The sequence below is a fragment of the Paenibacillus pectinilyticus genome, assembly GCF_001700435.1.
GTDB classification, from domain to species: Bacteria; Bacillota; Bacilli; order Paenibacillales; family NBRC-103111; genus Paenibacillus_E; species Paenibacillus_E pectinilyticus.
In genome coordinates this window covers 144096-168066 of the sequence record NZ_LYPC01000026.1, presented here as the reverse complement: position 1 = coordinate 168066, position 23971 = coordinate 144096, and the positions used below count along the sequence as shown (strand labels likewise).

The 23971-nt window shown below is 47.1% G+C and carries 9 protein-coding genes; 1 reads left to right on the top strand and 8 read right to left on the bottom strand.

Annotation, left to right across the window (positions count from 1 at the left end):
• Nucleotides 1-207: 207 nt before the first annotated feature.
• From A8709_RS21240 to A8709_RS21225, 4 genes are all read right to left on the bottom strand, one after another.
• Complete coding sequence (locus A8709_RS21240; protein WP_208607721.1) at nt 208-6069, bottom strand: S-layer homology domain-containing protein; 5862 nt, start codon at nt 6067-6069, stop codon at nt 208-210.
• Nucleotides 6070-6185: 116 nt separating this feature from the next.
• Complete coding sequence (locus A8709_RS21235; RefSeq protein WP_244163275.1) at nt 6186-7694, bottom strand: extracellular solute-binding protein; 1509 nt, start codon at nt 7692-7694, stop codon at nt 6186-6188.
• Nucleotides 7695-7869: 175 nt separating this feature from the next.
• Complete coding sequence (locus A8709_RS21230; protein WP_065854872.1) at nt 7870-8730, bottom strand: carbohydrate ABC transporter permease; 861 nt, start codon at nt 8728-8730, stop codon at nt 7870-7872.
• Between the two features lie 18 nt (nt 8731-8748).
• Nucleotides 8749-9654 carry an ABC transporter permease gene (locus A8709_RS21225; RefSeq protein ID WP_065854870.1) on the bottom strand — a complete coding sequence of 302 codons (906 nt, stop codon included), beginning with the start codon at nt 9652-9654 and terminating at the stop codon, nt 8749-8751.
• A 337-nt stretch (nt 9655-9991) separates the two neighbouring features.
• Between A8709_RS21225 and A8709_RS21220 the strand changes: the two genes are divergently transcribed.
• The gene (locus A8709_RS21220; RefSeq protein WP_065854869.1) at nt 9992-12274 is read left to right on the top strand and encodes a helix-turn-helix domain-containing protein; all 2283 of its coding nucleotides are present in this window, start codon (nt 9992-9994) and stop codon (nt 12272-12274) included.
• 89 nt (nt 12275-12363) lie between these two features.
• On the opposite strand, the gene A8709_RS21215 is transcribed toward A8709_RS21220, so the two are convergent.
• From A8709_RS21215 to A8709_RS21200, 4 genes are all read right to left on the bottom strand, one after another.
• On the bottom strand, nt 12364-13329 hold the full coding sequence (locus tag A8709_RS21215; RefSeq protein WP_065854867.1) for a GNAT family N-acetyltransferase: 966 nt from the start codon (nt 13327-13329) through the stop codon (nt 12364-12366).
• A gap of 201 nt (nt 13330-13530) precedes the next feature.
• Nucleotides 13531-20826 (bottom strand): S-layer homology domain-containing protein, encoded by a 7296-nt coding sequence (locus A8709_RS21210; protein ID WP_065854866.1) that lies wholly within the window; start codon nt 20824-20826, stop codon nt 13531-13533.
• 142 nt (nt 20827-20968) lie between these two features.
• Nucleotides 20969-22120 carry a response regulator gene (locus tag A8709_RS21205; protein ID WP_244163283.1) on the bottom strand — a complete coding sequence of 384 codons (1152 nt, stop codon included), beginning with the start codon at nt 22118-22120 and terminating at the stop codon, nt 20969-20971.
• A 2-nt stretch (nt 22121-22122) separates the two neighbouring features.
• Entirely contained in the window at nt 22123-23925 is a 1803-nt protein-coding gene (locus A8709_RS21200) for a sensor histidine kinase (RefSeq protein ID WP_065854862.1), read from the bottom strand.
• Between the last annotated feature and the right edge of the window lie 46 nt (nt 23926-23971).

Sequence of the window (23971 nt, the reverse complement as noted above, 5' to 3'; positions counted from 1 at the left end):
CTATCTCCCCCCGGATCCTCTGCTGAACATGAAGTTAATTTGTTTCCCCACTATCTCCACTCTCATAGAACAAGCATAACTAAAAGCCCAATTGCCACGGCAATTGGGCCTTTCTTTTATCATAGCGGTTCACTGCCATTTCGCAGCGTCATTCGGGTTCCTTCTACTTCGGTCTATCAACGACTACCTACATCGCTGATAGCATCCTTATTTCTTCTGAGCCTGCAACAACCGCACAATCACGGTAATCGCCTCTGCACGGGTAACGATACCCAACGGGCCGAACCGGTTCTCCGCGTACCCTTTCATGAGTCCCGCTTTTTGTGCAATACCTACAGCATTCAAAGCCCACGATGGAATCTCAGATGCATCCGCAAATGTCACTTCTGCGCTTGATGTCACCGCCGATGCGCCAAGCACATTCGCCAGCACAACAGCCAATTGAGCTCTCGTTAATTGTTCACTCGGGCGAAAGCTGCCGTCTCCGTAGCCGCTGACTACATTGGTTTTGGCGGCTAGCGCAATCGCCTGCTTGGCCCATTCACCAATCGTTTCGCAATCCGTGTAACTCGGCAACTTCTCCGGCCCCGCATTCGGGTGCAGCGCATTCATCAGCATCACGATGAACTCCGCCCGCGACACGAATTGATTCGGCTTAAACGTGCTGTCCTCGTAGCCATGTACAATGCCAGCTTTCAGCGCTGTCCGAATATCCGCCTCTGCCCAATGCCCCGCTATATCGATCAAATTCAGCTTGGTATCGACCACTAGCTCTTTCCCCGGCACTTCTTCCGCTTGATTCACAGCAAATACCGCATATTTGGTAAAATGATTCACATCTACGGTAATTTGATTCCCATTAACCTTTCCGCCAGGAACTTCTACCCACACTTTTTTAGCTTCGTCAAAATAGAATACGGCTGCTCTCTGGTCAGACTTCAAGCTCGCTGCATCAAAAGCAAAAGTTAACGTGATCGGCTTACTGAAGTTTTCCGTGAAATTTTTCAAAATCTCAAAAATCGGACTGGCTAGCACGTCTTTACCTGTTAGCAGTTTCGTAGTATCTACTAATTTGTCAATCGTGACCTTCAGTTCTTTCCCTGAAGCATCCGCCGGGATGGTTACCGTGACCTCATTGTTCAAACTCACCTCGCCCGCTTTACCTAAAGGCAATGTCAATTCACCATTTTTCGAGATAATGGGAAGGTTGCTTGATGGTGTTGTTCCACTATCACCAGGCACAGTTGGCTGAGCATCACGTGTTACGGTTACCGTATAGGTCTTGCTGCTGCCGTTCTGTGCGGTCACAACGATTGTGATTGGATTCGCACCCACACTTAGGTTAATCCACCCACTTGCTTGACCGCTGGCTATTGGAACGCCATTCACCGTCATCATAGAATGACTATCATATACATCCGCTGTTACCGTGAGACGCGATACTGGATACGCCACACTAGAAACATAGGTCGTTATGCCAGTGGCAAATCCAGGAGATATCGTTCCACTAGACAACGTAATCCCGCTCAAATCCGCATTGCTGCTAATGATTGGCACTACAGGCGCACGGTTGACTGTGATTTGATACGGATTCATGGCAATGCCATCCTCCGCAGTGACTTGAACCACAATAACATTCGCCCCTACTTGTAAGTCGGAAGCATTGTACGTATACACATCACTCGTTACTGTGCTGTAAGTCGCACCTGTAACCGTCAGCGTTTGCTTTGCATTTGCTTTGGTTACAGTCACATTGAGACTGCTGACGCTATTGGGTACATCCACACTGTAGTCAAGTTGTGCAGCGTCAAAAGCCAACTCACCTTGATCTACAGTTAGGCCTGCCAGCAAAGCATCATGACTAATCACAACAGGAGGCGGAGGCACCTGAACACTCACCATGACAAATCCGTTATCCTTCGTGAAAGGTACTTCTACGCCGTTCCACAGCACCTTCGTCGTTGCAGGAGCGTACGTAACTGTTGTCATACTGCTGATACCTGACTGAACATCTGCAGAAAGGCTCAACTCATCCGCGTTCACGCTAGGCGTAATCGCAACGTTCTCCGTTGCATAGTTCTTGCCGTCAACGAAATAGTATTGCAGTTGACCCACTGCTTCCTTCGCACTATTCGAGTAAAATAATTGCTTACGGCCGTCTTTCAGATTCACCACAATGTGAGTGGCATCCGTTCTACGCACGTTCTCAATTTTACTTGCACCTTTGTAAGGCTCAAGCACGCTGACGAATTGCGCATTGTTGCCATAGACCCGATTAACCACCGTAGGGATATAGGCGTTCGTGTCATTGCCCGGTCCTGGGGCTTCACCTACGATCATTGTAGAAGTCGTGCTCGGAGAACTCGTTAAGCTGAAAAGCTTCAACCCATTCCCGTTCACAGTCTTCCAAGCACCATCCCACTCACCGGAAAGCTCTTTGGATGTACCATTTCGGAAGTACGAGGTTGCATCCTTCGTGCCGAGTGGACCTGCAAACGTATCCATGGTCGTTCCAGATGTGAATGCACCGATACCATGTAAGATCCAATCATACTGACGACTAGTGGCCGACTCCACTGAAAATAAATCGATCATGTAATCCTTCGTTACAGCAACGGTTCGCTCATAGCGATCCATACCCAGATAGGCTTTACTTGATGTATTGGTCATGATATTAAATGGAGCCGATTGCATGAATAACTTCGTTGGTTCATAGACTTCAACATTGTTGACAGCAGGAATTTCCTGCGTATTACCATCCACCATAACGGTGTTATGAGCAAAAGTCTTCTTGTAATACTTCTCGTACATCGAATTGCTATACGGTGGAATTCCGAGGTCAGGAGCTAATCGCTCTCCTTCTCCGAAAATTTCCAAATGCAGCTTATCCGGATGTCCATGATATCCGCCATGCAAACCATAATCAACGAGCGCATACAGCTGATCATTCCCCGTACCCGATCGCAATACCGAATGGCCGATCCCTGTAAAATTGATACTAGAAGATGGCAATTCACCACCCGTTGGAATAACATCCTTTCCGTAGAACACCGCTTGTTCGCCCACAATGCCTGTACTCGTATTGCCTGGCACGATGAAACCTCCACGCACACGAGCCTTATCCACGTAAAGTTTGTTCAGCAAGGCACCATAAACAGCATCATCGTACTGCGCGTACACGCCCTCATAATCCATCGGCACGACTCTGCCCGGTGCCCCTAAATTCGTCGGATATTTACCCGAATCATTCCCATTAATAATGCCCAGGTCAGGGAATGCATACTGCAACGTAACATCAAATGTCTTCTTAAAATTTGCATTCGCAAACAGATCGTAGCCCATGCTCTTCAAAGCTTGCGCATGGAAGAATAACGCCGACTGCGCATAGAAGTGATAACCGATGGCCCCTTCATACCAGAAACCATCCGACAACACACTGTTTGCCATCTGGAAATTAAATCCGCTTCGTCCCAGAACCGAGAAATCCATCAGCGTCTTATCTTCTAACACCGCTCCTATGGCGCCAATTGCTGCGTTATGCCACGTTTGCCAGTTCGATTTACCGACATCGTAGCCTTGCAGGGTCTTCGCCGAAGGGGCAAACAAGTTTTGTTCCACATTGTACTTCTCGGCAGCATTAAACAACCCGCTTGGTTCAATCAAATCGTAGGCTTGTACGAGTTCAATCATTTGAACCGCTTCATCCAGCGATTGGTAGTAGAGCTTCCCATTTAACGCCTGCAGCGAATAGCTTGGATACAGCTCTGCATAATGGAGCAGCATATCTTTAGCTTTCTGCGCGTATCTCACATCACCACTCAGCGAATAGGTAATCGCAAGATTTCGAATGGCTTCGATGTTCACCGTATGGGCTGTAAAGCGCCATCCGGCATCTAGATCTTCTCCAGTAAGCCACGTGCCGTCCGTTGGACACTGGTGCTCATGCGGTTTATCATAGTCGAACACTAGCGGTGTATCCCCGCAGACGTATAACGTACTCTCCCCTGCTGGCTTGGAAGGGTAGTACACCACTTTATTCAACCATTCATCTGCTTTGATTTTGATCGCATCGAGATAATCCTTGGCCCAGCCAAAGCTTTGAACTTTGGCCTTAGCCTCATCCAACTGCGTTTGCGATGCCATAATATATGGATGCTGCTTCGTCGCCACTCTAGACGACCCAACCTTTACGTTCAATTCAATCGATACTTCCTTGCCGCCTTGCAAAGGCTTAACCGTATAGATCGCCTTCTTTGTGTCACCAGCCTGAGCAGATACGGGTACTTTCACTTCAAGGTCAACATCGGTTTCCGCGCCTTTCACCACGACAGGCGTTGCCCCAGAAACCGTCACATCGTAGCCGGTGCCAAACGTCGTCTTCGGCGTAATTTGATAAGCCGTGTCCACATCACTGATATTCTTCAGTGAGAACGTATAGTGCAGCGTACTATCTGGCAGCGCACTCTTATCGATCTGTTTGATCGAAGGCTCTACAGCATTCTTAGCTAGAGCAAAGTTATCGAAATACAGCCTGTCCGTCGGATCTGGCGCTGGATCGGAATCGTACCATTTGGGATGAATAATAATTTGGTGGAAATTCGCCAGGTCTGCTAATCCCGTGGAATTTAGCATTTTGTTAAAAGGGATTTCAACCTTCTTCCATCCGGTCCAATCCACGTAAAAAGAAGACATGAAATAATCGAAACCAGGATCCGGTATGTTGCATTCTAAAATGAAATATACCTTCTTATTCGATGCTTTCTCCGAATACAACCAAAATTCGATTTGGTCATTTTGTTTCCATGGTGCAGTAATACCGGTGATGTTGATCGCCGTCGTCGGATCCGTCCATCGCCCTGATTTTTGACCGAGAACAGCCGGTATCGCAGTTGGCGTCATATTCGTCCACCCCGTGAACGTTTCTGTATCCCCAATGGGCACGCTAGAACTGCCGGACAGATCAATCGTGTATGCTTGACTCGTCACTTCACTCACTTTGCCTTCGAATTCCGCTTTGGTCGAGATCGTTTGCGATTGATTAATCAAGAATGGCGTAGTATACAGCTTGTAATCAGTATCTACACCTTCCACTTTATAATAAATTGCAGCGCCTGCCGTTTCCGACGTCAACGCGATGGTCTTCGCTTCCGCATAGGTGCCTGCAGGAGGATTAGCAACCACATTTTCAACGTAATCGTGATATACAAACGTGTAGGTATAAGTCGTCTCTTCACTATCCACATTCGTAATAGACGATTTGGTGATGAGAGTTACATCCGTAGTTAGCGTGAGAGGTGTAGTGTAGAGTTGAAACCCACTATCAATGCCCACTCTTTTGTAATACATTTTGGTAAGTGCTGCTGGTGTAGATTGGCTAGATAGATTTACCGTTACTTTATTGATGTATTCACCAGAGGGCTTATCCGCAATGGCTGGCATCACTGTGCCCGTATTCGTTAACCGAAGATCGTCTAAGTAAATTTGCAGGCCCATGTCGAGCGTTGTTCCCGAAACGGCTGCTTGATCGAAACGCACATAATCCAGTGATCCCCAGTTATTTAAAGAATCGATGCTTTTCTGTGTTTGTACAACATTAAGCGGAACCTCAATTTCCTTCCAGCCCGTCCAATCTAGTGGGACTCTGTAATAGTAATAATTACTCGTATCCCCTTTCATGAAAAATCGAATCTGAATCGGTTTATCCGCTTGATCACCCGTTCTCGCCTTGACGGAATAGGCCCACACTTTCAGCGTGCTATAACCTTTTAGATCTACATTTGGCGCTAATTTCGGATAAATAAGTGCAGAACCTGCCACATCGGCCCCATTGTTAAAAGCTAATAACCACTTCTTCGAGCCTGTGCCTTCCTTAATATATTGCGGATCTGTATTGGCAATGACTGCCACACCTGCGGTTCCAACCGTATCACCGGTCGCGTTCGTCGCCGAATCCATATTATTCAGCTGCGTTGAAATGGGGAATGATGGCACCGCAGCATCCACGGCTTGTGGGACAACGAATAGGGGAAACATGCTTACAAGCAGTAGTGCAGTCAGCATCATTGACATTCTTTTCTTAAAGACATGCAGGGACATCACACTATCCATCCTCTCTATTATGAGATAATACAAAGCCCCGCTAGTCTCAGGCGGGGCCGTAATCGGTGCTGCTTTTACATGTAACCTTATTTGACTGCTGCTTTCGCACGTTTGTCGGCATTCTTGTAGATATTGACGATATCATCGTAGCCTAGCTTCTTCTGTTCATCCACGAATTTATCCCACTCACTGAAGCTGCGTGTGCCCATAATGAATTTCGAGAAGTTCTCATCACGATTGGCGTTGAGGGAATCACCCTTTGTATCTAGAATTTGTTGCTCTTCCAGCGTAAATGCCAACGTACTGTTCTTCTCACCATCGTATTTCGGAGCTTCTTTGTAAGCTGCTTGCAACTCTGGTGAAGACACTGAAATATGCGCGTTGAAATCAAACCACGTATACGCACCGTCCGTAGACAAGCCCGTTTTCTTTCTCAAGTCCGCGATATCGGCATATTTCGTTGTATAGGCATTGCCACTAGCCGTGTCTCCTTCTTTCCCCCAGCTAACCAGCTTCCTGCCTTCTTCGGAATAAAGGAAATCGATATACTGCATCACTTCTTTAATTTTGGTCGATTTAGACGAAACCATGAAGCCCTCTTCCGTCACTGCGGTAAATGCATTCTTACGCGGTCCACCTGCCCAACCTGCTGGCGGAGCCATATAGTTCATTGTGAATTGCGGGTTGTCCTTGCGCAGCGCACTGTTATAGAAATCGATACGTCCCATGTAATCTAATGTGATGAAAGCACGATTCGTGGAGACGATATCCTGCCACATTTTCGTATCGATGGTCAAGAAGTCTTTCGGAATCAAGCTTTCCTTGTAGAATTTGTTCAAATACGTCAGCATCGTCTTGTAATCATTCTGAATCGGCGCGTATTTCCAATCTTTGGATGCACTGTCATAGAACACGGAAGCTTTACGTTTCTCTACCTCAGCAGGCACATTGAAGCTCGCTCCGAAATCAAAGAGATAACGCAAGCCATTACGGAACGTCAACGGATAGCTGTCTGGATATTCAGTTTTCAGCTTCTTCAATACATCATACAGTTCATCCCAATTGGTTGGAGCTGCCAAACCGAGTTTCTTAAATACATCTTCCCGATACATCCATGTACGACGGTTAGACTCACCTAAGCCTTGGTTAGGGAATTCATACATTTTACCATCAGAGGAAAGTACGTTTTGTGCCTCCGCTGGGTACTTCGCCATCCAAGCTTTGAGGTTCGGCATATCTTTTACATAATCAAGAATGTTAACTAATGCACCTTGCTGCCCAAATTTATCAGCCAACGCCTTCGTTTGTGTCCACATCAAATCCGGCATATCGCCAGACGCCACTGTCATGCTTAGCGCATCCTCAAGAAGGTTGCCTGGCGGCAATTGAATGTCCAGCTTTACTCCTGTCTTCTCCGTTAAATAGGACCATACTTTCCAGTTCGCGTCATACGGCCAGCTTGGGTTGCTGTAGTCTAGGAACTTGAACGTTTGTGCTTTGGGTACTGAAGATGATGATGAGGCTGCAGCTGTCGATGCTGCGGATGGACTTGCTCCGCTGTTGTCTTTGGAACAGGCACCCATAACTAAACTCATGCTCATCATTGTTGCTAACAATACGACCGATTTCTTCTTCATACGTTGCCCCACTCTCCCTAATTTGGTTCGAATTGACTTCCCCTCACGCTTAGCTTACTTATGCTGAACGTCCTCATGCTGCTGAGCTTGCTTCCTTACCAGCCCTGCTTCCCATCTTTCTTATGCTTCTATTTTAACCTTTGATCGACCCAATGAGTGCTCCTTTTGCAAAATACTTCTGCAGGAACGGGTAGACCATAAGGATGGGAACCGTTGTAATAATAATGGTTGCGTATTTAATCGATTCATCCACGATGAGGCTGTCGCCGCCGATGTTCCCAGCGCCTGTCCCCTGCCCTTGAAGAACCATGTTGCGCACAATGATTTGTAATGGAAACAAGTTGGCATCTCGCAAGTACAAGAGGGCGGAGAAGAAGTTGTTCCAAATTGCTACGCCATAGAACAATCCAATCGTTGCCAGAATCGCTTTAGAAAGCGGTAACACTAATCGGAAGAAAATACCGATATCCGTAAGTCCATCTATTTTGCCCGACTCCTCGACTTCCTGCGGGATACCTGCAAAGAACGTACGCATCACGATGATGTTCCACGAACTGACCGCTGTAGGCAAGATCATCGCCCAAATGGTATCGATGAGGTGATAGCTTCTGACAACTAGAAACGTTGGAATCATCCCACCGCTGAAGAACAGCGTAATGACGATCATGACCATGAAGCCACGGTGAAACAGCATATGTTTCTTAGAAAGGGCATACGCCCCTGCTGCGCTGACCAGCAACGAGATCGTTGTGCCGAGCACCGTATAGAAAATCGTGTTGAGATAGGCCCGCCCGATTTCCGGCTTTTCAAAGACCGCTGCATAGGTGTGCAGATTGAAATCTTTCGGCCACAGAAATACCTGACCCTTCAACACAGGAACGACACCGCTGAACGAAACAGCAATCATATAAACAAATGGATACAGACAAGATAGAACGACTAACAGCAACATCCCATACAACACAACATCAAACAGACCAAATTTAGGTTTCATTGTCGAGCTCTCCTTTCCTCACCACAAGCTTGTCTCACTCGTCCTGCGGCTAATCCAGTTTGCGGTTAATATGAAAATGAGATTGATAATACTCGTGAATAAATCAATCGCAGTCGCATAGCTGTAATTCATGGACTGAATACCTGTCCGGTAGACATAAGTGGAAAGCACATCGGCCGTCGCATAAATGGACGGATTTTGCATTAGAAGCACCTTTTCGAAACCGATATCCAAGACATGTCCAATGTTCAAAATAAACAGAATAATGATCGCCGGTCGAATTCCGGGAAGGGTGATGTGCAGCAATTGATGTTTGCGATTCGCACCGTCAACACGTGCTGCCTCATATAATTGCGGATCGATGGCGCTCAGCGCAGCCAGGTAAATGATTGTTTCCCACCCGACATGCTGCCAAATCTCAGACAAAATGTAGATAGCACGGAAATAATGCTGATTCTGCATGAAATTAATAGAGTCATACCCCAACCATTCGATAACGTTATTGATGAGACCGCTTGTTGGTGAAAGAAAGAGGAACATCATACTCACGACAACAACGTTAGAAATAAAGTGAGGTAAATAACTGATCGATTGAACGAACCGCTTGAGAACAGCTCGGCGTACCTCATTGAGCATTAACGCCAGAATGATCGGCGCCGGGAAACCGAAGATAACTTTCGTTACACCAAGGAGAACCGTATTCTTCAGCAGCTTTAGAAAATCAGGACTATGAAAGAAGAGTGAGTAATATTTGAGACCAACCCAATCACTTGCCCATACGCCCTTAAAGGTGTTGTAATTCTTAAATGAAATTAAAATTCCGAACATCGGCACATACTTGAATAACAGGTAGTAGATGAGTGCCGGCAAAAATAAGAGCAATAAATACTTACTGTTATGCCATCTCTTTTGGAAATGCGCCATTGCTTGACCTCCAGTCTGAATATCGTGTCTATGCAACAAACTTTAAGGTAACAACAGTAACTGAACAATGAGTCATACTTTCGATTCCTCTCTCTTTTCCGATTCTCCGAACATTGACGTATTTTCTTAAGGAATGTTAACTATCATGACGCTTAACAAAATGGCGTTCTTAAGCCGGCAGGCTCAACATTTGAGCCATTTCTTAGCGTTCCCCTGCCTTCATTTAGGCCCCGAACATGAAAATGGAAAACTTTCCGAAACTCTGAGTATTGAATGTCACCTAGTCTGACGTGATATACTCAGTAAGGTAAAGACCCGCACAGAAAGGAATGACACGATGAAATGGTTGACACGATTTTCGACAAGAATCCAAAACCAAGTATCTCTGTTCTACACCTTGCTCTTCAGCTTCATCGCGATTATTCTGCTGCTCGTTTCGATTAACACATGGTCCTATTCTTTCTTTCGCGATAAAATCAAGGACGAGATCATCGTGAACAGCGGGCTTAACTTGAACACGACGGTTGCGAATTATGAGAAGCATCTCAAGCTGATTCGCAGCTTCATGGTCGGCTATCTCTTCAATACAGATACGGAAATTCTTAAGAACGGGAACCCCTTATCCCACTACGATATCGTCATTAAAGCGCAGAATGACCTGCAGCACTCCCTAAACAATTCATTTCTCTATTTGGACAATATTATTTACTATTTCAAAGATAGCGGCTTCGTCATTGAAAGAGATGGCACGCGGAGTACCGAGACGATGTTTAGCAAGTTCTATTCGCAGCCTACCTATTCTGTGGATTTTTGGAACAAACAGGTCGAGAGCTCTCAAAGTTTTCAAATCTATCCTTCCGCCCAATTCAGTTCTGTGACTGCCTTCGAGCAGAAGCCGATCGGGAATTTAATGCCGATTCTCATCAAAAGCACCTATGATACGAATTTTGCCTTTATTGTGTTATTAAAGAGCTCAGTGGTTTATGAAGCGTTCCATCAACCACTTCAAGACAGCCAGCTCGTCATTATGGATGGGAATCATGATATTGTCTTTTCCTCATCTGGTGATGCTTTGCTGCCAGCCCAAATCCGTACCAAATCCGGCACTGGCTACATGAATATCAAGAATACCTATTACTTCTACCGGACCGGTGCAGAGACTGGTTTGACTTATATCGAGATTGTGTCTGACAAAGGACTTACCGCACAGCTTCATCGGCTTAATCTCAATATGATTGCACTTATTTTACTGTCACTCTTCATTAGCCTTGCCGTTTCGTATCTGATCGCAAAGCGATTCCATAATCCGCTGGCTAATTTGCTCAGCTCGATAGAATCTCAACATGCGTTAGGTCTCCCTGGGATGAAAAATAGCCGGATTAAGGAATTTAATCTCTTACATAACACACTGAACCAGCTATCTCAGTCCAATCATGCGTTTAACCAAGATCTGCGCTCCAAGAACACCTTACTGCAGCAATTTGCTTACATGACTCGGTTAAAAAAGCTAGATGGCTCGGGTGCCCGATTGCTGACATCCATCGATGCGAATAAACCTTACCGGCTTATTCTTTTTCAAATTGAGTTTAAAGAACGCTTCCTAACGGAAATTTCCAATGCGCAGCAACGAATTTTCAATACCTATAAAGAAATTATCGATGCCCATTTCTCGCATGTATTCAGTGATTCCTTGACCTTTCAGTTAGAAAAGGATCAGATTCTTTCCATTCTCTTCCTGGAGAACGAGCAGGGTGAGTCGCATTTTGACGAGCTGGATGCCCTTGTGAGCATGCTGGAAATCGATGCTGAATATTGCAATTTCACCATCTCACCAAGTCCCGTACGCAAGCATGCGTCTGACTTCGTCGAGACCTATCAGAATGCGCTGGATCTGATTAAGCAACGTCGTCTTGGCGAGGGCGTTCAGCTCATCACCAAATGGATTGCACAGCCGGCTCTGATGATACCGACACCTGCTGAGGAGAGTGAATTGACCGCTAATTTGCAGGCTGGGGCTGACACGATTACTATTCCTTTAGTGCATAAGCTTCTGGATCAGCTGGCCAAAGCCGGCGCATTATCTCATCAATTCCATGATTTCTCCCGAGATGTCGTGAACAAAACAATAAAGACCCTATATGCTCTCAATATACCGATCAATGCCCTCGTAGACAGGGGCTCACCTTATGATCAATTGAAGGCTTGTTATACACTTGAACAGTATAAAACGTTCTTTCAAGGCTTCCTGACACGTTCCGCCGACGCGATTAAAGAGAAAAAATCCGAAACCGACGTCATGACGAAGTTCGTCATGGAGTACGTGGAATCGAATTTTGGTGATGATCTGTCCTTGGATGCGATCTCGGCCAAGCTCGGCATTACAGGGCCATATCTGTCTACGTATTTCAAAGAGAAGACAGGCACGAATTTCAGCGATTACATCTTCGCCGTTCGGATGAATAAATCGATGGAAATGCTGCGCGATACAGATTTAAAAATCCAGGAAATCGCTTCGCTTGTCGGCTATTTCACTGCCGCTTCCTTCAATCGCGTCTTCAAGCGGCATACCGGGATTACACCAAGCGAATTCCGCAGGCTCAATAACAAATGGCATGAATAACAGCGAATGACGTAGTAAATTGAAGATAAAATGACAATGAGGGAGCTGATTCGCCTAAACGGCGTTTCTGCTCCCTCATTAACTTACTTCTAATCGATATACTTCTCATACTTCGCATAGCTTTTCCAACGGGTATACCCTAGCTTCCCGTAGAATGCAATGAAAGGTGTCGTGTCGATCACCATGCGCCGAATGCCTCGCTCCAGCAAATAATGAACAGCCGCTTGTACGATCGAAATGCCGTACTTATAGCCGCGGAAGCTCTCGTCAATGCCGAGGGGCCCGATCCCGCCGAGCTCATCTTGGAAGAGCGCTGACCAATATATATTTTGCGCCAGCAAAGGAGATTGCGCATCGTTGATTCGGCAGAAGCCAATGATCGCCCCTTCCCGTTCTAACAAAACAAACTCCCTGCCTGTTCCGCCTCGTTTCCAATAATCTCTATGCTGGTAGTCCCACGTTCCTGGGAAGCAACGATGCATGAAGGCTGTTAAGGCTTCTTGATCACTTGGCTTAGCTACTCGGAAGGTTGCTTCTGCAACGTCAGGTAATCCTACCTCCTCACCCTCGTGATAGGCATTCAGCAGATCATGGGCTTGTTCGCTGAAGAGATACGCCCGCTTCTCGAACCATCTCTTCGCCTCTGTGAGTTCGTCAGGAACCCCTGGAAACAATCGACTGTGCAGATCGTTACCGAGCAAGATTCGCCGAGCCCCTGCGTTCCGCAGCGCTGCTTCGGCCCTAAAGAGCAAATCGCTCCCGATCCCGAGCCGCCGCGTATCTGGATCTACAAAGAGTACCTGAATCCACCCCATGTCAGGGCGGATTCCAAAGCGCTCCGATTCCTCGCGCGCGATTTTGGAGACGACGAAGCCGATGACCCGCCCCGTCTCTGCATCACTCACCACCCATGACCCCTCGCGCAGCCAGTTGCGATCCTCTACGATATTCTGCTGCAACAATCGGAGTCTCATTGGAAACGAGGCTGCCAATTCTTTATTCCAGAGCATCAACATTTCGCTCAGATGTTTCTCTTCCATTCGTTCGAAGTTCATAGAGCTCCCCCTCTTCGTTATATAGGACTATACGGCTCATTACGTGCCCTCTAAGAGAAATATAGAATATTACGACAAGTTCGCCTATAAGCAAATCTTTCGAACGTTTGTAGATGATTAGAATTGGAATAAAATACCAAATAAAAAAACTGTTCCCTAAGCAGATCTAGCTACTTTGGGGAACAGCCTTTTATGCAACGCCTATTGATTTCCGTTGCTCTTCTGTGCCGCGGCTGCTTTCAGCAAAACCGTCACAGCCTCAGCTCGTGTTGCGCGATCTTGCGGCGCAAATTGGTTAGCGCCCTTGCCTTGCATGATGTCCGCTTGCAACACCGCAGCAACGCTGCTTTTTGCCCATAATGGAATGTCCTTATCATCTGTAAAATGCGTAGCTGCATGCCCTTCGACTCGCTTGCCTAGGGTGCCTGCAATGACTACGGCCATCTCTGCCCGCGTAATCTCAGCGTTCGGACGAAAACTGCCATCGTCATAGCCGCTCATCCAGCCTTCTCGTACTGCGAGCGAGATCGCTTTTTGCGCCCAGGCATCGATAGCTGCGCCATCTGTAAAATTCAGCTTGGCACCTTCTCCTTGCGTCTTCAGCGTGTTCATCAGCATGACTGCAAATTCCGCACGCGTTACAGCACGATTTGGCTTGAATGTACCATCCGGATAACCCGAAACGATGCCATCCTCCACCGCTTGCTTAATCCTTGCCTCTCCCCAGTGTCCAGCTATATCACTAAAATTCGCTGGTATACCTGCCGCTTGACCCACTGCGAATACGGCATATTTCGTAAAATGGTTCACAGTTACGGTGATTTGATCTCCATTGATCGTACCGTTAGGAACCTCCACCCACACTTTGTGAGCTTCGTCATAATAGAATACCGCTGCTGTTTGGCCGCTTTGCAATTTAGCCTTGTCGAAAACGAAGGTCAGCGAGATCGGCTTACTGAAATTCTCTGTAAAGTTTTTGAGAATCTCAAAGATGGGACTCGCTAGAACTTCCTTATCCGTGACCAGCTGTTGTGTATCCAACACTTTGTCTATCGTAATCTTGAGTTCTTTGGCTGAAGCATTCGCCGGGATCGAGATCATCATCTCTTGATTCAAACTAACTTCGCCCGTTTGACCAATCGACAACGTCAAGGTCCCATCAGTCGAGGTAACTGTTGTTTGGATTGGCTGTGTTGGATTGTTATCAACTGGGACAACGACTGGTGTACTGTCGCCACGCGTCACTGTCACCCTATATGTCTTGATGCTCCCATCCTCCGCAGTAACAACAAGCGTGATTGGATTGGGACCCACACGCAAGCTGATCGCTCCGCTTACTAGTCCGCTTGCTGTGGACATACCGTTCACGGCAAGCGTCGCTTTGCTGTCATATACGCTTGCTGTTACCGTCAGACGCGATATGTCATTCCCCACACTGGATGTGTAGGTTGTTGTACCGGAAGCAAAGACGGGACTAAGCACCCCGCTCGATAATAAGATACCGCTCAAGTCGGCATTACTACTAACTATCGGCACTAACGGTGCGCGGGTCACTGTCAACTGATACGTATTCGTCGTCAATCCATCTTCCGCTGTCACCTGAATATGGATTAAATTAGCTCCCACTTGTAAGCTAGGAACGCTATAAGTGTACACATTGCCCGTAACTGAAATTGTGCTGTACGTCACTCCCGTAACAGTCAAAGTTTGACTGGAATTCGCTTTGGTGACGGTCCAAAGAAGACTTGTAACCGTACTCGCCACATCTACGTTATAAGCAAGTTCAGACGGCTCAAAAGCTAATGTGCCTTGGTCAACCGTCAGACTCGACAGCAACGCGTCGTTGCTGACCCTTGTGACTTGAATCAAGTAGGTTTTCGCGGTCGTACCATCCTGTGCTGTTACGGCTACGAGAATGGTATTCGTACCTACGTCCAAAGGAATTGCTGCGCTTAGCTCTCCACTTGCAACGATCACTCCGTTTACTTTCACACTCGCCAACCCATCTGTCGCCGTTGGCGTAACTGTTAAACTGGCGATGCTATTCGGCACGCTCAGCGCGTAGCTTGTTACTGCCGCGTCTAACGTCTCGTTCCATGCTCCGCTGCTTACACGCAAGCCGCTCAAGTCTGCGTTATGGTTAGCTGCTTCCGCAGCTACAATCAGTGTGAAGGCTTTGCTCTCGCTTACTGCGCCTTTACTGATCGTAGCAGTTAACGTTACCGACGCATCACCTGCCCCATATGCAGGGCGTGTTACTGCACCTGTCGTTGGGTTAATTGCGGCATGGTTAGACACCCATACAACCGTCGTCCCGTTTATGCCGGCTGCCGGCAAGCCTACAGCTTGCGTTACACTTGCTGCTCCATCACTGCCGCCATATATAATTGCCAGGGCTTGCATGGCAGCGGTTACCGCTTGTTCATCCGTCTGCTCTACGATGACACGGGTTGGTAAACTTTCGTTTAACCCTATATCCGTAGCTGTTATCGTAAGCTGTGTGCCTGCTGCTTGAGCTGCAATCGGTACGGAGTAAGCTCCACCGACTCCTGCTAGTGCTGTTCCAAGCAAACTGGCCCCTGCTTTCACCTTTACCGTGGAACCAGCCTCCGCTGAACCTGTTACGAAGGTATCTACAATATTCACTGCATGCACGGAAGGTGCTGCTGGTGCTGTTACGTCGGCTGTTACCGTGACTGTCGCGGTTAGAATGACATTATTCTCCACATGCTTTGCGATAATCATAAGCGTCTTACCTACGGTTTGAACAGCAATCGGTATGGCGAACGTACCATCTGTCACAACTGCTGTTCCCAATGTACCTGCACCAGCAGTTACTGTTACCGTAGAGCCCGCTTCGGCTGTACCCGTAATCAGAGTATCATTCGCAGCTACCGTGTTCACTTCCAGCGGCATGGTTAAAGGGGATGAAACTCCTATGTTGATTGACTCACCATTGCTATCCATGAATGCCCCAGCAGCGATCTTTAAAGTGTTTCCTGAGCCAACTAACGCATCCTTAAAGTTGACTTCAAGTATGCTCATAGTAGCCGTAGATGATAGGATTTCAACTGTATCCTCCGCGCCTAGCGCTTTGTAGGCTGCGTCGCCTGCTCTTCTAACCGTAATCTTACGCTTCAACTCATCTAAAGTGCCAGCCTGGATGGCATATGTAGGAAAGGTAACCGTCACCTTGTTATGGCTTCCTCCTACGACTGAATTCACTGCACTATCCAGCTGGACAGCACGGTAGTAACACCTTTTATACGTGCCAGAAGCAGGATCCATACCACCGAAATTATCTCCATCACACACGATACCATTCGTAACGACTTTCGATAAATAGCCATAATTAGCCGGTACTGCAGGTGCGCCTGTTCCCCAATATCTCACTTCTTTCGTTCCAGAAAAGGGACAATTGCCATTCTCTGCTGCACAATATGTCCAATCAAAAGTGCCATCTGGTGCAGTGGGTAACAAGGATAATAAGGCTGTAATCGTAATGTTGATTGCCAGACCATTGCTATCTTTGAACGCCCCAGGAGCTAACTGGATGGTGTTCCCTGAACCAACTAGCGTGCCCTTGAAATTGATTTCAAGCGTAGTCGATTCAGCTGTCGATGTTGGATTCGCAACCGTATCTTCTGCATCTAGCGCTGTGAAGGTGGAAGCACCTGTTTTTTTTATCGAAATTTTACTCTTCAAATCTGCTAAAGATCCCGCTTGAATGGCGTACGTATTAAATGTAAAAGTTACTTTCGTGTTGAGTGCGCTAACCGCTGTCTTCACGTTATTATCAAGCTGGATATCCCGATAGTAACACCTTTTCGTCGTGCCAAATGCAGGATCAACTTTACCGAAAGCAGCTTTGGAACAAGCCGTAACGTCCGTTGCAAATAGGGATCTAAATCCGTAATTAGCGGGTACCGCAGGCGTACCGATTCCCCAATATCTCACTTCTTTTTTACCGGTGAAGCTACAAAATTGGCCATCTTCTGCACAATACGTCCAACTGAGGCTGCCGTCCGGTGCCGCGGGTAACAACGTTACAGGTAACGTCACCGACATGTCGATGGGCTGACCATCGCTATTCTTGAAGGTTCCTGAAGCGATTTGTATCACATTGTCTGCACCCACTAACGGATCTTTAAAATTGATTTCAAGCGTACTCATCATAGCCATGGATGTTGGGTTGGCAACTGTATCTTCCGTACCTAATACTCTATAGACGGTCTCACCTGTTCGTTTAACTGTAATCATATTCTTTAATTCCTCTGAAGTACCCGCCTGTATGGCATACGTATTCAATGTTATTTTCACTTTATTATTGGGTCCACTAACGACTGTCTTAACTGCACTATCCAGCTGGACGTCACGGTAGTAACACTTTTTGGACGTACCGGGTGCAGGATCGATACTGCCGAATGCACCTGTTGAACATGTCGTATAACTCGTTACGATTTGAGCGCTAAAGCCGTAATTAGCAGGTACAGCAGGTGTCCCGATTCCCCAATATCTCACTTCTTTGGTTCCCGAAAAGCTACATCCCCCGCCATCTGCGGCGCAATATGTCCAACCCGCACTACCGTCCGGTCCAAGACCTAATAGGGTTAAAGAAGATGTAATCGCTATGTCGATGGGCTGACCATTACTATCCTTGAATGCCCCAGGCGCTATCTGTATCGCATTTCCTGAACCAACTAAGCTGATCTTGAAGGTCATCTCAAGCGTACTCGATGTAGCCGTAGATACTCTATTGGCAACAACATCTTCTGGACTTAGAGCAGCAAAGGCAGTGTCACCTGATCTTTTAACGGTGATGTGATTCTTTAATTCTTCTAAAGTGCCCGCCTGTAGGGCATACGTAGAAAATGTAAATGTCACTTTATTGTTTTGTCCGCTAACGACAGTCGACACGTTGTAATCCAACTGAACATCCCGGTAGTAACACGCTTTATATGTGCCATTGGCAGGATCAGTGTTACCGAAGGCAGCCATTGTACACGCCGTACCGCCCGAAATGACTTTAGCTCGATAGCCATAATTAGGCGCTGGCGTGCCGATTCCCCAATATCTCACTTCTTTTAGCCCGGCAAAACTGCAATTCTCGCCATCCGCAGCACAATACGTCCAACCAATGCTGCCATCTGGGATAACACCTACTACAATAGACGTCACCACGATGTCGATGAGATGACCATTGCTATCTTTGAATGCGTTAGACGCAATCCGAATGGCATTCTCCGGACCCACTAACGCATCCTTAAAATTAATTTCGAATGTACTCGAAGTAGCCGTAGCGGTGACATTGGCAAGTGTATCTTCGGTATCTAGCGCCTTATAGGCAGCATCACCCGTTTTTTTAATGGTTATCTTACTCTTCAAATCTTCTAAAGTGCCCGCTTGAACGGCATTTGTGTTAAATGTGACCGTCACTTTCGAATTACTTCCGCTGATGACTGTCATCACGTTATTATCAAGCTGTACGTCACGGTAGTAACACCTTTTAGCGGATTCAGGGGCCGGATCATGATTGCCGAAGGACGCAAGGGTACAGGCCATATCTTTTGTGCTTATGCTAGATTGAAATTTGTCAGGTTGGTCCGTTGCCCAGAATCGCACTTCTTTCCTCCCTGTAAAGCTGCAATTCCCTTTTTCCACCGCACAAAATGTCCAGCCCAGGCTGCCGTCCGGTGCTGCGTCTATAGCAAGAGGCTCCTTTAGTGCAGTAGAGACCAATAGGTCTATTAGTTCGCCATTGGTATCCTTGAAAGCCTCAGGAGCGATCTGAATGGCGTTTCCCGGCCCAACTAGCGGATCCTTAAAGTTAATTTCGAGGGTACTTGAAATCGTCGTAGAGGATGGATTAGCAACGGTATCCTCAGTACCTAGCGCTGAATAGGCAGCATCTCCCGTTCGCTTCACCATAATCTTACGCTTCAAGTCTTCTAATGTACCTGCCTGTATCGCGTACATATTAAATGTAAGCGTCACTTTGTTATTGAGTCCGCTAACGACCGTTGTCATTGCACTATCGAGTTGGACATCACGGTAGTAACACCTTTTCGGAGAACCTGGTGCAGGATCATAACTACCAATAAAGTACGTTTGACAGCGCGGACTATCCGTAACATCTCTAAAGATATGACTTATAAAGCCATAATTGGGTCCTATACCCCATAACCTCACTTCTTTCGTCCCTCGAAAAGAACAATTCCCGCCTTCATCGCTACAATCCGTCCAACCCGGGCTGCCGTCTGGTCCAGTTGGTAATGACGTTATGGAAACAGTTACTGGTACATTAATCGGTTTCCCATTGCTATCCTTGAAAGCCCCAGGCGCAATTTGTATCGTGTTCTCCGGACCGACTAACGTATCCTTAAATTTGATGACAAGCGTACTCGACGTATCTGTAGAGGTTGGGTTGGCAACGGTATCCTCAGCACCAAGGGCTGTGTAGGCAGCCTCACCTGTTTTCTTCACTGTAATCTTACGCTTCAAATCTTCCAATGTGCCCGTTTGTTTGGCATACGTATGAAAGGTCAACGCCGCTTTGTTATTGGGTCCGCTCATTGTCGTCGTTACTGCACTATCCAGCTGTACGTCTCTGTAGTAACACCGTTCAACGGTCCCAAATGCAGGATCAATGCCACCGAATTCAGAAACTCTGCAAAGCGTACTGTCCGTACTAATTTTAGCTACAAAATCATAATCAGCAGGTATCGCAGGGGCACCTGTTCCCCATAATCGCACTTCTTTCGTCCCAGTAAAGCTACAACTTCCATATAGTGCAGAACAATTCGTCCAGCCAAGGCTTCCGTCTGGCGCTTCGCCTACGACAATTGACGTCACCGGTATCTCAATCGGATCGCCGTTGCTATCCTTGAATGCCTCTGGAGCTATCTGAATGGCGTTCTCCGAACCAACTAAAGCGTCTTTAAAGTTGATTTCAACCGTACTCAACGTCGCGGTAGATGTTGGATTCGCAACGGTATCTTCGGTTCCTAGGGCTGAGTAAGTTGTCTCACCTGTTTTTTTCACGGATATCTTACTCTTCAAATCATCTAACGTACCGGCCTGTATGGCATATACATGAAATCTAAACGTCACTTTCTTATCGTGCTCACTAGCCATGGACGATACTTGGCTATCCAACTGTACGTTTCGGTAGTAACACTTTTTAAACGTCCCAGAAGCAGGATCAATATTGCCGAAAGCAGCCGTTGTGCATGGTGTCCCTCCCGTCATTAATTGTGAAGTATAGCCATAATTAGCCGGCACAGCAGGTGTTCCTATTCCCCAGAAACGCACTTCCTTGGTCCCTGAAAACGCGCAGACTCCACCCTCCGCAGCACATTCCGACCAATCAGTGCTGCCGTCTGGTCCGTTAGCTAGCGCAGGTAATGTTAATAAAGACGAAAACGGCATCGATGAAACTAACATCAATCCCAATAATAAACGAATCATAAACCTTCTAAATAACACCTTCGTAGTCATATCTACCTTCACTCCTCTTATCCCTGTACATCCCTTACCTTAAACTAAGTTAAGTTTAGTACAGCCCAATAAAAGAATAATGAAAGATTCGATCATAAACAGACAAAAACCGCGCAGCGGCAGGCTTCGCGGTTTTGTCTGTTTATTTTTTATCGGTTATGCCCCGTAACATCGTGTCGTATAGCTGATTCAACTCTTCCGAAGGACGGATGCCGAGTTCTTGACTTAGCAGTCGAACATAATCGGTGTATAGTGCCGTCAATCCCTTTTTGTCACCGGTCAATTCACGTATCGTCATGAGCTGACGGATCACTGATTCGTCCAGCGGATTGCGCTCATTCAGCTTGAGCAACAGCTTCGACGCAGCGCTCGTATCTCCAAGTTGAATAAGCGAGGCAGCAAGGCGTTTGACGAAGGCGTTATAGACTTGGCCGTAACGCTCTGTTTCATGAATCGCCCACACATACGCTTTATCTCCGAACAGATCGCCTGTATACAACCGTTCAATTTGTAGAGCTCTCTCCATATTTTCCACGTCAAATGATGACAGTTCCTCCACTTGTTCAGCAAAGGCCACGTAATCGAGAACACAATCATTCAATTCAAGCGCATAGCCATCGTTCTCCGAACGAACAACTTCGCGCATGCCCAGTGGTTCCAACGATTTGCGCAATTGATACACGGTTGTATTCAAATAGCTCTCTGCACCCGCCTGCTCCATGCCCCCGAAAATATCCGCCACGAGCTTAGAACGAGGAATACGTCTGCCGCGATATAGCAAAAGGTAGGCGAAAAGCTCCGTGCATTTGCGTGAAATCCACTTCACGCGACGGCCCGTGTCATTACTTACAACAACGTCTCCGAGCGCCGTTATGATGTATCTTTGAATATTTTGAGAAGCAGCCGTACCTTGAAGCGATGCCGCGTGGTGAAAAGCCCGCCAATTCATGAGCGCCCGTTGTACCGTCCGCTGCAGCCTCTCCTGGGACACCGGCTTGATTAAGTAGTCCACCACCGAGAGCTCATAAGCTTCTAGCGCGAAATCCTTATGTGAGGTGACAAAAACAACTTGAATGGCAGAGCCAGCAGCTTCCAGTTTGGCAGCGATGGCCATCCCATTCTCGCCTTTCATCGCGATGTCCACGAAAGCTAGACCGATGTCTGTATGCTCCTCTAAGAAGTCGGCTGCCGACTTCGTATCTGTGAACGCACCCGCTACCTGAACCTCGGGCAGCTTATTTAACATTTTGCTCAGAATCAAATGCATGGTCGGCTCATCGTCCACTAAGATCACTTTCAAGCGTTCTCACCTCCCTGCCATCGATCAAATCGCCCTGTTCCGCCAGCTGAGCTGGGCAATGTGAAGAAAAACGTCGTGCCAACGCCAGGCACACTATCAAACCACAGCTTCCCCCCATGAATACTAATGAATTCACGTGTTAACATCAGTCCGAATCTGGCATGTCCAGCATCTTCCTCGGGGATTGTCACCGGGATGGACGGATCTTCTCGGCGCAGCATTTCTGCCGACTCCTCATCCATTCCCGCTCCGTTGTCGCTTACGGACACAAGAATTCGATCCTTGTCTACCGCCGCTCTTATCGTAATTTCTCCACCGATTCCGGTAAACTTAATCGCATTGGAGAGCAAATTCCGCAGAATGAGATCGAGCATTTCCTTATCTGCACTCACAGTAAGCTTCTGATCAATATGCTCCCTCAGCATGATCTGCTTCATAGCTGCTTTGGAATCAGCTAGCATCAGCGATTGTCGAACAACTTGCTGCAAATTCCAGCCTAACGGGCGAAACACAACTTTCCCCTTCTGGCTGCGATACCAATCTAGCAAGTTCTCGACGAGATGGAACGTGCTCTGCACTTGTCCTTGGAGGACTCGAAATAATTCGGCATGTTCATTTTCATCGGCAGCGAGCTCTTCACCTAGCAGCTCGGTTAAGCTGACAAGCAGCGCGATCGGATCGCGAATATCGTGTGCCACGACGGTAAATAACTTATCCTTAAACGAATTCAGCTCGGACAGTTGGTTCGCGTTTACCCGCAATCGAGCCTCATTTTCCTTCAATTCCGTAATTTCGTTAAACATAACCATTTTCCCGATTCGCGTACCAGAATCATAGATAAATGATACACTGCAGTGATAATGCTTGCTTCGGTTCGCTTGAACGCGTTGAAATGGGAAACGCTCGTTTCCGTTATATGCACTACGAATTTGCATAATCAGTTCTGGATTGGCTGACAAAGCCTCCCCGACATCAGCAGGATAGTGCTTGGTCGAAGCAAGCTCCGGCAGCACCCATTCGGCCGCTTTATTGTAGCTGACGACTTGATCCTCATAATCAAGCAGAATGACTCCGTCCCGGATCGAATCGAACACCTGGGTCAGCGCGAGCGGCGTAAACCGAAGCAGGTTAAACCGTAAAATCCCCCACGCGTAGACGATACCCGACACAGCGAACCCGAAAGGCGTCAAATCCACGATGATCCCGAACCAGAGGGAGATATTGAACAGCAATGGCACCGCAGCCCCCATCGTGAGCACAATAATTTGCTTACGAACGACTCGCGAAGATCGCCAATACATCGGGATAAATAAGAAAAATCCGCACACAACAACGAAATAATTATAGAGGGTGTGAGCTTTATACCAAGGTCCTTTGACCGTTTGGTACAGCGGGATCGAAGAACTCTCATTTAACAAATATTGCTCATAAAAAAGGTGATGCCACTCATTGGTCAAATGGAGAAAAAAGACCCCAGCAGGGATAATGAACAACGCCACCGCAAGGCGTTTGCGATAGCGAGAAGCGGTTCCGGAGAATTGGATAACTTGAAAAAGCCAAAGCGTCGTTACGAACGGAATACCGACATATTCAATTTGCAGGGACAGCTTCACTTCGTAGAGGTTATGGCTCAGCAGCTCGCAGGCATAACCTACCGCATAGAAGGTCGCTCCCAGCATGATGAGCACCATCGTTCTCGCGACCGGCAGATGACGTTTCTGATAAGAAAGAAATGCGACATACAGCATTAACACAGCCGCGAGAATAAGCAATAATGACATCCATTGAATTGTGGTCACAGCTGACTCTCCCCTGATTGTGAACCGCCCTGCAGGCTCGTTCAAC

Excerpts from the sequence above, each read along its gene's own strand:
- A8709_RS21215 (WP_065854867.1), bottom strand. The coding sequence starts at position 13,329 with ATGAACTTCGAACGAATGGAAGAGAAACATCTGAGCGAAATGTTGATG.
- A8709_RS21210 (WP_065854866.1), bottom strand. The coding sequence starts at position 20,826 with ATGACTACGAAGGTGTTATTTAGAAGGTTTATGATTCGTTTATTATTG.
- A8709_RS21220 (WP_065854869.1), top strand. The coding sequence starts at position 9,992 with ATGAAATGGTTGACACGATTTTCGACAAGAATCCAAAACCAAGTATCT.
- A8709_RS21230 (WP_065854872.1), bottom strand. The coding sequence starts at position 8,730 with ATGAAACCTAAATTTGGTCTGTTTGATGTTGTGTTGTATGGGATGTTG.
- A8709_RS21235 (WP_244163275.1), bottom strand. The coding sequence starts at position 7,694 with ATGAGTTTAGTTATGGGTGCCTGTTCCAAAGACAACAGCGGAGCAAGT.
- A8709_RS21240 (WP_208607721.1), bottom strand. The coding sequence starts at position 6,069 with ATGTCAATGATGCTGACTGCACTACTGCTTGTAAGCATGTTTCCCCTA.
- A8709_RS21225 (WP_065854870.1), bottom strand. The coding sequence starts at position 9,654 with ATGGCGCATTTCCAAAAGAGATGGCATAACAGTAAGTATTTATTGCTC.